Below are 12,135 nucleotides of genomic sequence, written 5' to 3'. Positions count from 1 at the left end.
GCATAGTTCATTGCATAGCGGAGAGTATGAAATTTTGAAAAAGCAGGACGACATGATTTTCTTCATTAGAAGTGAAGGAATCCAAAAGGGTGCTGATAGCTTTAAACTACTCCAGTGAAGACAAATCCATTGATGTTCAAACAGACAACTATGACTTGCTTCTTTCCAATAAGAGAACCTCTCTTGGGAACGGAAACAATTTATCGATTATGCCCAATGAAGCAATTATTTTGCTTGAGCATGAAGGAAAAACCAATTGTGGCGAGGTGCATGTATCATGAAAGCAGCTGTTCTAAAAGGCATAAAAGAGTTGGGGTTAGTCAATGTTCCCATGCCTGTCCCATCCCCGCAGGAAGTACTAATTAAAGTGAGAAGCTGCGGCATCTGCGGAACCGACCAGCATATTTACCATGGCCATCCCGGTTCGGCAGCGGTGAACCCCCCAATCATCCTGGGCCATGAATTGGCAGGCGAAGTCGTTGAAGTTGGCGAAGGAATAAGAAAACTGAAAACAGGCGACCGCATATCGATCCTAATATTTACTGCGAGACCTGTAAATTTTGCCGTAGCAACCGGCCAATTTGTGCGAAAACCTTCAGGCTGTGGGTGTCACTAGGGATGGCGGCATGGGTGAGTATTGTCTCGTACCTGAGGCTAATTGTTATCACATTCCTGATTCGGTCACCTTTGAGGAAGCAGCCCTAGTTGAACCATTGGGCTGTGTGCTGCACGGTTTCAGAAAAATCCAGCTTTCCCCATTAAGCAGGGTGCTTATCATCGGAGGGGGATTCATAGGCAGGTTGTTCCTTCAGCTAGTGAAGGGACAGAATGTCGAGTCAATAATAGTCAGTGAGCCAACGGAAAGCAAAAAATCTATACTATATAAGCTTGGTGCTGATCAAGTGGTCAATCCAATTGACGCCCCGCACATTGAAGCGGATGTTGTCATTGAATGTGTAGGCAGGCAGGAAAGCATGGAATTTGCTTTTAATGCTGCAGCGAAGGGAGGCCAAGTTTTGCTGTTTGGTGTTTCCGCTCCTGAAACAGTAATTTCGGTCTCCCCATTTGAAATTTTTTCAAAGGAACTAATTATCAAAGGGTCATTCGTAAATCCATTCACCCATGAAGAAGCCGTTTCGTTGATTTCCAAAAAAGTTGTCAATGTCAAAAACCTTATTTCGCATCGGGTACCTATGGAAGAACTGCCTGGCATCATGGCTGACTATCCAAAGCTAAATGTTTCAAAAGCCATAGTAATGTACTAGTAACGGGGGCTGCATAACCTGCGGCCCTCCTTTTTATAAGGGAGATTAATAGATGTTTAGCATTTTTAAGACTTTTTCGGCCGAATTGAAATTTTATATGGCCATGAATGCCTTGTTTTCCTTTGGCACTTCGCTGTCAGGCATTTTCCAAAGCGTGTTCCTTTGGAGGCTGGATAAAACGTATTCATAGCTCGCATATTACAGTTTATATTGGTCCGTGGCCATTAAGATAAGTTTCGGCATATGTGCATGGCTGGCTAGGAAAACGAACCCGATGCTCATGCTTGTTTTCCATAAAATCCTGGATCAGCATATTCTTCTGTTAGGGATTTCAAATGGATTGGCCATGAGCCTTTATTTTGTTGGAATGCATATGGCCGTTCTCGACTTGACTACGAATAATGATCGGGACAAATTTTTATATATAGAGGGAATCCTTTATACGATTGGTGGCATAATTGCCCCGCTTTTCTCGGGCATTATCATCTCACGGGTCCGGGGCATGATCGGCTATTATGTAGTGTTCATAGCCACCAGTTTCTTTATCTTTTTGGCTTTCTTCGTTTCGCTAAAGGTGAACGGAATCGGGATTGCACCGAAAAGCCACATTTGGGATGTGATCAGGAACCCGGCGCCTGAGTGGTGTTGCGAAAGTCGAGTATGCGCTTGATGGAAAGGTGATTTCCAATTTAAACGAAATCAAGCCGCTGTCATTAGCTCCAGGTGAACATACACTAACAGTCTTGGCGGAAGATAACGCAGGCAACAAGGCTTCAAAGCAGTTCCAAATCTTTATCGTCATGGATATCGATCATCTGGATGAATTAATTGGCATAGGTGAAGCTAACCACGCTTTTACAAAGCAAGGCATTGTAAAGAGCATTGAAGCTCAAGTACAAGCCATACAAAAGGACAAAACACCTGACAAGCTAAATGCTTTAAAGAACCATATCCAGGCGCAAAAAGGCAAATCTATTACGGAAGATTTTGCTGATCTATTGTTAGAGGATCTAGAATATATTTTAGTAAATCAGCTAGATTAATAGAATATTATTACAGAAGGTCATGGAAGTTAACAACTGCCATGACCTTTTTTATATTTTCATAATTAAGCGGTGACAATCAAACAATGACAGGGTTGAGGTCGCTAATTCATATTGAGTGACAAATAATAGAAGAGAAGGTTTGTGTGTAAACCTCCTGAACACTGTTTGTGAATATTTTTGTCAGAAAATTCGAATGTATGGACATCTCTGTTAATAAAGTTAATGTAAACGGGCGTATAAGGTTTTTAGCCGAAATCAGCCGGCGAGTTTCACAAAGCAACAATTAATAATGTGCTTTTTAATGAAGGGGAGGGGTTAGATGCTTCATATTGTAGCCTGTATCAAGCAAGTGCCTGACACGAAGATTATCAAGATGAACCCGAAGACAAACACGATGGACCGCCGGACGGCTCCTGCGATATTGAATCCGTATGATGCCCATGCTGTGGAAGAGGCGGTTCGGCTAAAGAATCGATATGGGGGAATCGTATCGGTTGTAACGATGGGGCCTCCTCCAGCGGTTACCGCGATTAAAAAATGTATTGAAATAGGGGCGGATGAGGGTTATTTAATCACTGACCGCCGGTTTGCGGGTGCAGATACACTGGCAACGAGCTATGCTGTGGCTAAAGCGATTGATAAAATTTCAAAACATCAGCCTATCGATTTGATCATTTGCGGGAAAATGTCCATCGATGGAGATACCGGGCAGGTCGGACCTGGAATTGCACGAAGGCTCGATATTCCACCGCTGACTTCTGTGAACAAAGTAGTTGAAATCAACCAAGAAGAAGGATATGCCATTGTCCATCGCAAGCTGGAAGATGGATTTGAAGTCGTCCGTTCCACACTGCCATGTTTGTTTTCCGTTGAAAAAACAATCAATGAAGTGCCATATTCTCCGTTTCCAAACATGTTAAAAGCGGCCAGATATAAGCCTCATGTCTGGTCGGTTGATGACCTGGAGGATGTAGATATAAAGCAGCTTGGCTTGAAGGGATCCCCAACGATTGTCTCCAAAGTATGGGCTCCGCAAAAACCGGCAGGGGGAACGTTCCTTGAAGGCAACCCAACGTCACAAGTAGAGCAATTGCTCTCTGTCCTGCTTGAAAAGAAAGAACTGTTTGAAACAAAGGAGGGAGTGTAATTGGATTTCCAAGATTACAAAGGTGTATGGGTGTTCATTGAACAGAAGGATGATAGTGTTGCAGGTGTATCCCTTGAATTGTTGGGTGCCGGAAGAAAGCTGGCAGACAAACGGGGAGTGGAATTGGCTGGTTTTTTAGTGGGGGATAATGTTAAACATTTAACACAAACCGTTTTTGAATACGGGGCAGATACGGTGTATGTATATGATCAGCCGATCTTTAAACATTACCGGACCGAAACCTATATGAGGCCCTGCTGGAATGCACGGATAAACATAAACCGGAAATTATTCTTTTTGGGGCGACTTCAACGGGAAAAGACCTCGCAAGTGCCGTAGCCACCGATCTGCCGACTGGTTTGACAGCGGATACGACAGAGCTCGATGTGGAGGAGGAAACGGGATTACTATTGGCAAGCCGGCCTGCTTTCGGCGGAAATATTATGGCGACTATTTTATGTAAAAAATACCTGCCGCAAATGGCGACAGTACGCTCGAAAGTCATGAAGGCGCTGCCTCCTCAACCAGGGAGAACAGGTAAGATTGTTGAAGAAACTATCTCCCTAAGGGAAGAAGATGTGCGGACGAAAGTGCTGGAAATCGTAAAGGAAACGGTAAAAAAAGTAAGGATTGACGAAGCAGACATCATTGTGGCAGGCGGAAAAGGATTAGGGAGCTACGATGGTTTTCAATTAATCCATCAATTGGCGGAAACCCTTGGTGGAGCGGTTGGTGCCAGCAGGGATGTGGTTGAAGCGGGCTGGATTGACCACGCTCATCAAGTAGGGCAAACCGGTGTAACGGTAACCCCAAAAATTTACTTTGCGATTGGAATTTCCGGTGCAATTCAGCATATTGTGGGAATGAAAAATTCAGGATTAATTATCGCCATTAACAAGGACAAAGATGCCCCTATTTTTCAGAACTGCCATTATGGCATTGTTGGCGATGCCTTTGAAGTTGTCCCTATACTAATCGAGCAGTTTGAAAAGGCTTTATCCAGAGAAAAGGTAAGCAATACCAGAGAAAGTTGATATAATGTTGGCGGTGCGGCATCCGCTGGTATCTGCCTTATAAAAAGGAATCCTAGTGTAATAATGGGGTTCCTTTTTATATACAGAGAAAAAGCAATTGCTGCTGGATTCATAGCAGCAATACAAATTATGCGGTTTCCTAAACCGGGAAAATCCAAAGCAGTACACCTCTGGGCTTCCTGAGGATAACCCAATCAAAGGTAACGGCACACCACGCATTGCAGGAACAACACCTGAAGAAGCAGTAGAGTGTTTCTTTGAATCACTGAAAACAAAAGGAACAACAACCTTTGAAAAATAAATTAGAGATAAGCAAAGGGTTTTAGCCATAAAAAACGAAGTAATAAAATGTATTATCAATATTACAGGGGAGGGGATCTTATTGAAAACTCATGATTACTTGCTTGAACTTATGAATTGGCCAACAATCAAAGAAAAAATTGATGCTGGGATGGATACAGTTATTATTTGTACAGCATCAGTTGAGCAACATGGCTATCACTTATCGGAACTTACCGATACAGTAATAGGTCAGGCAGTTGGGCTTCTTGTTGCAGAAAAGCTTGGTAACGCACTAGTAGCCCCGGTTATTCGCCCAGGGCTGTCGGAGCATCATATACCTATGGCTGGCAGTATCACATTGCGTCCAGAAGTGTACCGGGGAATCATTGAGGATTATGTCACAAGTTATAAAAGTCACGGCTTCAAAAAAGTAATTATTTTCTCCTCGCATGGCGGAAACTTTAACGAAAATGAAAAGATTGTATCAGATCTTAAAGAAATGCATCCCGATATGCAATTTAGCAGTGCGTTATCTTTAAAGCAGTTGGTGGGTTTGAATGCACAATTTGAAAAGAAATTTGGACTTGTTGAAGGAAGCACGGGCCACGGGTGTGCCATGGAAACATCAGTAATGCTTCATATTGCCCCCGATCAAGTAGATATGGAAAAAGCAACACCTGGATATATTGCCCGACGACAGATGAGGTTTTAAATAAGTTGTTCAATGAGGGGATAATTGGTATTACAGAAGTCGGTATAATGGGGGACCCGAGACCGGCAAAAGCCGAATGGGGTGAATACTTCTTAAATCTCTTATCCGATGAGATTGTAAAGGTAGTTAATGAGGATTTTAGCTTACTAACTCAAAAATACTAGACTAATAAGGTATAATTTTATCCCAGGAAGATAACGAACAATTTTTAACGATATTTAATTTTCTCGTTTTATTTTTGAATATCATTGAGATTATGGAATATTTCGTATCAAAATAAGATAATTAAAGAACAAGCTGAAGGGAAATTGTGGATACAATATAAAGTTGTTATCCAAATTTAGAAACGACTGTAGATTCTTTCACAAGATTTTCCAAACATTTCGTGAGTTGCATTTTACTTTATGTAAACTCACCAGTACCCTTTGTTGCCACAACACTCAGGACACCTAAAATCAATTTTTCCGAATCAGGCTCGGTTTTCGCGAAAATAAACTTTTCGGATTTCCGGGCTTGATTCGGTTTTAACCCTTGCCCTTCTTGCACAAAAGTTGTAGCGTGCTAACAAATAAAGACATCGAAGCTGATTTCTCTAATTTGCAAAATCAAAGTAAAATCGATCATTTATCTAGGATTCGGTATGCGGGGCTATCTCAGGGAAATTTATTGCTAGCTTAGTAAGTGCCATTTCAATTGCAATAGTTGGAGATTTATTTGAGTTAAAAATAACAAAATGGTGAAAACCTTCAATTGAAAACTACGGTTACTAAAGATAGAAAAACTCATTTAGGACCAGGCACAAGAAAAAATTTTAAACATATATAGGGGATATCCCGTTCCGTTGAGGAGGATATCATGAAACCAATTTTACCTATGGAAAATTATTTCGGTAAGTTTGAACTAGTTTATGCATTTTATGGGGCTATGCCTACAGGAGTTACTGTTTCAGAAAACGGTCGTATTTTCATTTGTTTTCCGAAATGGGGAGACGACGTTAATTTTACGGTGGCGGAAATTGTTGAGGATAAATTACAGCCTTATCCTAGTTTAGAAACCAATTTGGTTAACCCAGGGAATATCACAATGTCTTTCATCAGTGTCCAAAGTGTAGTTGCTGATGGTAGGGGAACACTTTGGGTATTAGATACAGCGGCGCCGAATTTTTCAGAACCTATTAAAGGGGGGGCAAAATTAGTCGCTGTTGATTTAAAAACCAATACAATAAGAAGAGTATATGCCTTTAATGAAGATGTTGTCCTGCCAACAACGTATCTGAATGATGTCCGATTCGATTTTCGTGTTGGAAAAGCAGGTTATGCATATATAACGGATTCTTCTACCAAAGGACCAGGGGCTATTATCGTCGTAGATTTAGAAAATGGAAACGCGTTTAGACGGTTAAATGGAGCAAATTCAACTTCACCCGACCCCTACTTTTTACCGAAAGTAGAAGGTGAAATTCTGATGAATCGAAACAGAGATGGCTCAACTTCTCCATTTAGATTGGCGTCTGATGGTATAGCGATTTCTCCCGATGGAAAGGTTTTATTTTTTTGTCCATTAACCAGCCGTCATCTGTTCTCGATCTCGACAGAGGCCCTAAGAGACAGAACCATACCTGACATGGATTTAGTTTATCATGTAGGGTATTGGGGAGAAAAAGGTGCGTCTGATGGAATGATCACCGATGCAAAAGGAACCGTTTATGCTGGAGACTATGAAAACAACAGTATTCGGAAGATATTGCCGAATGGTACAATGGAAACCATCGCACATGATCCGAGAATTTTATGGCCTGATACTTTTTCGATCGGTCCCGATCAATACTTATATGTCATTGTAAACCAATTACATCGGCAGGCAAGATTTCATTATGGAAAAGACTTGCGACAAAAACCTTATAGCTTACTTCGTATGAAAATTGATGAATTACCTGCTCCTACTTTTTCATGAAAAAAGGGAATCCCTATCTAGTTGACAGTTTGGGATTCCTAAGTTATATAGTGTTGAACGAGAAATATTTTTTCATACTAATATTTATTTGAAGCCAGCTAATATGTATTACAAAAAAAGGATAGATAGAGCATCTTTATTCTGCTCATCTATCCTTTTTATTGCTGGCTTTAGAATGGTGGATATTAAAAAGAAACTAGGTACACTCCTATATAAGGGTTGTTTCTGAAGTTTTAAGCTTTAAGCTCCAATTTCCCCTTGAACTACAGCCTGTTTTTCCGTTTGCTTTTGCTTCTTATTTACGAGATAGATACTGGCCACATTTAATAAAACAACAAAAAAAGAAGCCTTTAATCTATGATGCTAACAAACATTTGAAAAGTCCTCATTTTATTTAAATTTGAGGAGTAAAGATTTATTTAACATATTATGTGGGAAAACTATCCTATACTGACTTTGAGGAGTGAGAGGATGTTCGTGAAAGGGAACATTATTGCAGGTGAATTTGATTCGACTATCAATGAATTTTCCTTACAGAAAGTTAAGAATTTCGAAACAGAGTCGGTCCTTAATGAAGACCAGTTAAATAATATTTATCATTATTTAAAAAAACATCAGCATGAAGAGGATGGGCAAATTATTACTTTATACGAAAAAATGCTTGTACGCTTAGCACAGAATGAAGTTAACCAGTTAATTGTTGATTTAGAGAAAGTAATGTCCTTGTATCACTGATACATATAAGAGTATTTTGTACGAACTAAAGAAGCAGACCCCACTGGAGCTGCTTCGTTTTATGATGGATTTGTTGACCATAATCCAGCTGTTTTAACGAATACTCTTGGATTAAATTTTAAACTAGCCACGACTAATTCTGCAAGGTCTTCTGGGTGCATAACGTTTTCTTCATTGCCTTTAACAAGATTTGTATCAATGGCTAAATCTGTAACGACCGTACTTGGTGTTAAAGCAGTAACACGGACATTATGTTTTCTTACTTCTAGCATAAGTGATTCTGTTAGCCCTAAAACAGCGAATTTAGAAGCACTGTAAGCACTTGTAACAGGAGCACCTTTTTGGCCAGCAGATGAAGAGATATTGATGATATCTCCTGATTTTTTTTCGATCATTCCTGGTAATACTGCTCTTGTTACATTATACACACCCATTAAATTGACTTGGATGATTTTTTCCCATTCTTCTGGTGTTAGATCAAGGAACCCACCAAATTTAGCAACACCAGCATTGTTGATTAGGATATCAATTGGGCCTAAGTCTGATTTGATATGTTCAACAGCACGGGTAACGGATTCAAGATAGGTCACATCTGCTGTTGCTGCAGAAACCTTTACATCAAATTGTGCTAGTTCAGCAGCTACCTTTTCTAGATTAGACATATTTAAGCCGATTAGGCCTAATGAACGCCTTCTTTTGCTAAGGCGATAGCAGTAGCACGTCCAATGCCTCTTCCTGCGCCAGTAACTATTGCAGTTTTTCCATTTAAAGAAATCATTTTATCACTCCTAAAATTATTACAAATTGAAGTAGTTAATTTTAACAGAAAGACCGCAATCTTGGTGGAAACAGCTTGCGGTCTTTCCTATTTAGAACTCGAGGAATAATATATTTATTCTAAGTTGGCGTGTCTACCGTACATCTTATTGGTATCCAAACCTTTTTTCTCCATGAACCGAAGAATCACAGCGTCGTAAAATAGTAAAAGTGTTTGCTCAAATAATGAGCCCATTGGTTGAATCGTCTTAAAATCACTCTCCGACTGATCTTTAGGTGAGCCAGGCAACTTAATTGTGATATCCGCTAATTGTCCAATAGTGGACTCAGGGAAAATGGTTACAGCTGCAATCGTCCCACCGATGCTTTTTGCTTTCTCAGCCATGGAAACTAAACCTTTCGTTTCTCCTGAACCTGATCCAATGATTAAGATGTCATCTTTTTCAAAGTTAGGGGTTACTGTTTCGCCAATCACAAAGGCATCAATCCCCATGTGCATCATTCGCATAGCAAATGATTTAGCCATAAATCCAGATCTACCTGCACCTGCAACAAGGATTTTTTTTGATTCAAGTATCCCATTAACTAATTTTTCAGCTTCATCATTCGAAATTAAATCTACGGAGCGATTTAACTCTTTTATGATTTCAGCTAGGTATTGAGTTGTATTCATGATCTGAATTACCCTTGATTAATCATTTGTTGCATTTTTGCAGCAGCAGCTTTTTTATCAGCTTGTCCAGTTATCCCGCCACCTACAATGACAAGGTCTGGTTGTACTTTGATGACTTCTGGAAGTGTGTCTAATTTAATACCACCTGCGATTGCCGTTTTAGCATTTTTTACAACATTTTTGATAGTTTGTAAATCTTCAAATGAGTTCTTTCCAACAGCTTGAAGATCGTAGCCAGTGTGCACACAAATATAATCAACACCCATAGCGTCCACTTCTTTTGCACGTCCAGCAAGATCTTTTACAGCAATCATATCAACAAGGATTTTTTTACCTTGTTTTTTCGCTTCTTCAACAGCACCTTTAATAGACATATCTTCAGCAGTTCCAAGAATTGTGACGATATCTGCACCTGCTTCAGAAGCTTTCATTACTTCATAACCAGCTGCATCCATGATTTTTAGGTCTGCTAATACCTTTAAGTTAGGGAATGCTTTTTTAACTGCTTTTACAGCATGAAGACCTTCGTTAATTACAACCGGTGTACCGATTTCAACGATATCAATATGTTCCTCTACTTCTTTTACCAGCTCAATTGCTTCTGGGATATTTACTAAATCTAATGCTAATTGTAATTCCATCTATATTCACTCCTATAATTTTTTTATTGTTGTACAGTGATAATATCTCCAAAGGGTAATAATACTTTTACAGTAATATTATCCTTATAGTGCATTATCTGTACCTGCCAGCAATAAGGGATATCATGTCCTCTCGCTGAACAATTGCAAGTATACAACGTATATAACAACAATAAAAGTACGCACTTTTATTTTACATAGTGTTAAAAAGTATACTATAAGACACACCGCTTATATAGTCTTACTATTAACTTTAAAAGAAACAATGCACCATTCCGCATGGCCTATTTTCTGTATAAGTTGCTTGATAATTGCCCAAATTGTCCATTGTTGATGTTGTTTATAAAAATCTCTTATTAATAAAGACATTTCTAGCTGGGGGATGGAATGAATAAATTTTTTGATTATATTCTTTTAACAGTAGAGCGGCTATTGCAGCAATGGGATTAGAAATGATATTAGCGTCAAATGGGCTGGTAGATGATGGGGTAACTGCCTTATCAATTATGGCAAATGCCATGTGGGGCTTACCATATTTGCACTTTTTTTAGGTTTAAATATCCCTATCTTACTCTTTAAAGTTAAAGAAGTCGGAAAAACATTTGTGATTAGAACATTGTATGCAAACATCATTACTTCTTTTGGATTTTTGAATCCATGCCTGTTATTACACAATCGGATGTGTTAATTGTTATTTACGGTGGACTAATTTTAGGTGTAGGGGTAGGAATTGTTGTAAAAAGCGGAGGGGCCATTGATGGAATTGAAAATGCTGGCTATGGTTTAACCGGCATCATCGAATACCGATTGGCACATTCTTATTAGCTGTTAATGTTGTAATTATTAATATTGCCGCTTTTGTCTTTTCACTAGAAAAAGCCATGCTGCCACTTGCCGTTTATTACAAAAATGATTATTTAGGTTTTGGATGGATTTAATCATGGGAAATCTGTCATGATCATTACAGAAAAACCGGACGAAATTGGTGAAAGGATAATCAAAGAATTAAATTTGAGTATTACCTATTTATATGGTGAAGGTGGATTTTTAAGTAAAAAGAAGAAAATTGAGAACAGTATTCTTTATTTGTTGAAGCTTTTGGCGTAACAAGCGAGCTATCTAAACCGGATGTCTCACAAACATAAGAAGCCTCCATAATTGCGTAGGATCAACTGACAATATACCCCTTTTTAATTTCGAATAAATAAATGGATTGGTTATACAACAAATTTATATCACATATATTTTTGCTGGCCAGGGAGAGGATGCTCACCCTGGCTTTTTAATCGTCTAGGAAATTATAAAATAAAATGATGTGAATAACTTCTACAAGTTGTATTAATCTAGCTCCAGCACCCAGCCCCTCGGGTTCATAAGCCAAATCACTCCAGAAATCAGGATTTCCTGCGTGATTCGTCTTATGCCTGTCGGGGCTAACCAGGGCGCTTGCGCCTTTTGTTCTTTATTTAACACAAAAATAGATGAGTATATTTCCTTTAGTATACATTTTGTTACTATGTTATTTTTTTATCACTATTTAAATAAAAAGTGCGTACTTCCATTTAAAAAATGTAGGTATTATACTTACATCTTGTTGCAACATTGGATTCACGAAATACTGTGGTTAATGATCAGTATCTGATCTTCCGCAATCGGTTTACTACATTGAAAGGGTGAATAGTATGTTCGGGTTACATGCAAAGCATCACAAAGTTTGTTCAAGATGCCTAACCTTCACATCGAATAATGATTATTGTCCAAAATGTGGTCATTCGCATTTTAGGGACATCATTATTACGGTCCAAGCAGGTTCAAATAAAAATATGGCTAAGCCAGGGATTGGCTATCAAGAGTTATAGTAGTTTTTTAA

The 12,135-nt window shown here is 39.1% G+C and carries 13 protein-coding genes and 3 pseudogenes; 13 read left to right on the top strand and 3 right to left on the bottom strand.

The window, feature by feature from the left end; all coding sequences use genetic code 11:
* Positions 1-89 precede the first annotated feature (89 nt).
* The 10 genes and pseudogenes from RCG23_RS03235 (at position 90) to RCG23_RS03190 (ending at position 8,174) form a co-directional block, all read left to right on the top strand.
* Positions 90-281, top strand: a complete 192-nt coding sequence (locus tag RCG23_RS03235; protein ID WP_308178570.1) for a hypothetical protein — start codon at positions 90-92, stop codon at positions 279-281.
* Positions 278-616, top strand: a complete 339-nt coding sequence (locus RCG23_RS03230; RefSeq protein ID WP_308178569.1) for an alcohol dehydrogenase catalytic domain-containing protein — start codon at positions 278-280, stop codon at positions 614-616. Before RCG23_RS03235 ends, RCG23_RS03230 begins: the two co-directional genes overlap by 4 nt.
* Before the next feature lie 10 nt (positions 617-626).
* Entirely contained in the window at positions 627-1,265 is a 639-nt protein-coding gene (locus tag RCG23_RS03225; RefSeq protein ID WP_308178568.1) for a zinc-binding dehydrogenase, read from the top strand.
* 274 nt (positions 1,266-1,539) lie between these two features.
* Positions 1,540-1,935, top strand: a complete 396-nt coding sequence (locus RCG23_RS03220) for a hypothetical protein (RefSeq protein ID WP_308178567.1) — start codon at positions 1,540-1,542, stop codon at positions 1,933-1,935.
* A 7-nt stretch (positions 1,936-1,942) separates the two neighbouring features.
* Positions 1,943-2,308: an Ig-like domain-containing protein gene (locus tag RCG23_RS03215; RefSeq protein WP_308178566.1), complete on the top strand. Its 366-nt coding sequence runs from the start codon at positions 1,943-1,945 to the stop codon at positions 2,306-2,308.
* A gap of 322 nt (positions 2,309-2,630) precedes the next feature.
* A complete protein-coding gene (locus tag RCG23_RS03210) occupies positions 2,631-3,458 on the top strand; it encodes an electron transfer flavoprotein subunit beta/FixA family protein (protein WP_308178565.1) in 828 nt (275 codons plus the stop codon).
* A pseudogene (locus RCG23_RS03205) lies at positions 3,459-4,492 on the top strand (electron transfer flavoprotein subunit alpha/FixB family protein). It begins immediately after the preceding gene.
* Positions 4,493-4,874: 382 nt separating this feature from the next.
* Positions 4,875-5,486, top strand: coding sequence for a creatininase family protein (locus RCG23_RS03200; RefSeq protein ID WP_308178564.1), 612 nt, complete (start codon positions 4,875-4,877; stop codon positions 5,484-5,486).
* Between the two features lie 855 nt (positions 5,487-6,341).
* Positions 6,342-7,439, top strand: coding sequence for an L-dopachrome tautomerase-related protein (locus RCG23_RS03195; protein ID WP_308178563.1), 1,098 nt, complete (start codon positions 6,342-6,344; stop codon positions 7,437-7,439).
* Positions 7,440-7,910: 471 nt separating this feature from the next.
* Positions 7,911-8,174, top strand: coding sequence for a hypothetical protein (locus RCG23_RS03190; protein ID WP_308178562.1), 264 nt, complete (start codon positions 7,911-7,913; stop codon positions 8,172-8,174).
* 59 nt (positions 8,175-8,233) lie between these two features.
* On the opposite strand, the pseudogene RCG23_RS03185 reads toward RCG23_RS03190, so the two are convergent.
* From RCG23_RS03185 to hxlA, 3 genes and pseudogenes are all read right to left on the bottom strand, one after another.
* Positions 8,234-8,952: pseudogene (locus RCG23_RS03185) on the bottom strand (3-ketoacyl-ACP reductase).
* A 114-nt stretch (positions 8,953-9,066) separates the two neighbouring features.
* Positions 9,067-9,624 (bottom strand): 6-phospho-3-hexuloisomerase, encoded by a 558-nt coding sequence (hxlB, locus tag RCG23_RS03180; RefSeq protein WP_308178561.1) that lies wholly within the window; start codon positions 9,622-9,624, stop codon positions 9,067-9,069.
* Positions 9,625-9,632: 8 nt separating this feature from the next.
* Complete coding sequence (gene hxlA / locus RCG23_RS03175) at positions 9,633-10,265, bottom strand: 3-hexulose-6-phosphate synthase (protein ID WP_308178560.1); 633 nt, start codon at positions 10,263-10,265, stop codon at positions 9,633-9,635.
* Positions 10,266-10,785: 520 nt separating this feature from the next.
* Between hxlA and RCG23_RS25835 the strand changes: the two are divergent.
* The 3 genes and pseudogenes from RCG23_RS25835 to RCG23_RS25825 all read left to right on the top strand — a co-directional run bounded on the left by RCG23_RS25835 (position 10,786) and on the right by RCG23_RS25825 (position 11,372).
* Positions 10,786-11,090, top strand: a pseudogene (locus RCG23_RS25835) (YitT family protein).
* Positions 11,066-11,203, top strand: a complete 138-nt coding sequence (locus RCG23_RS25830; protein WP_374049839.1) for a hypothetical protein — start codon at positions 11,066-11,068, stop codon at positions 11,201-11,203. Before RCG23_RS25835 ends, RCG23_RS25830 begins: the two are co-directional and overlap by 25 nt.
* Positions 11,204-11,219: 16 nt before the next feature.
* A complete protein-coding gene (locus RCG23_RS25825) occupies positions 11,220-11,372 on the top strand; it encodes a hypothetical protein (protein ID WP_374049803.1) in 153 nt (50 codons plus the stop codon).
* Positions 11,373-12,135 lie beyond the last annotated feature (763 nt).

This window comes from Neobacillus sp. PS3-34 (assembly GCF_030915465.1).
Classification (GTDB): Bacteria; Bacillota; Bacilli; order Bacillales; family Cytobacillaceae; genus Neobacillus_A.
The sequence above is the reverse complement of the archived record's forward strand: the minus strand, read 5'-3'. Positions and strand labels throughout refer to the sequence as shown.

Bases quoted from the DNA above. Each gene is read 5' to 3' on its own strand.
- RCG23_RS03230 (WP_308178569.1), top strand. From the start codon at position 278: ATGAAAGCAGCTGTTCTAAAAGGCATAAAAGAGTTGGGGTTAGTCAAT.
- RCG23_RS03225 (WP_308178568.1), top strand. From the start codon at position 627: ATGGGTGAGTATTGTCTCGTACCTGAGGCTAATTGTTATCACATTCCT.
- RCG23_RS03220 (WP_308178567.1), top strand. From the start codon at position 1,540: ATGCTCATGCTTGTTTTCCATAAAATCCTGGATCAGCATATTCTTCTG.
- RCG23_RS03210 (WP_308178565.1), top strand. From the start codon at position 2,631: ATGCTTCATATTGTAGCCTGTATCAAGCAAGTGCCTGACACGAAGATT.
- RCG23_RS03195 (WP_308178563.1), top strand. From the start codon at position 6,342: ATGAAACCAATTTTACCTATGGAAAATTATTTCGGTAAGTTTGAACTA.
- RCG23_RS03190 (WP_308178562.1), top strand. From the start codon at position 7,911: ATGTTCGTGAAAGGGAACATTATTGCAGGTGAATTTGATTCGACTATC.
- hxlB (WP_308178561.1), bottom strand. From the start codon at position 9,624: ATGAATACAACTCAATACCTAGCTGAAATCATAAAAGAGTTAAATCGC.
- hxlA (WP_308178560.1), bottom strand. From the start codon at position 10,265: ATGGAATTACAATTAGCATTAGATTTAGTAAATATCCCAGAAGCAATT.
- RCG23_RS25825 (WP_374049803.1), top strand. From the start codon at position 11,220: ATGATCATTACAGAAAAACCGGACGAAATTGGTGAAAGGATAATCAAA.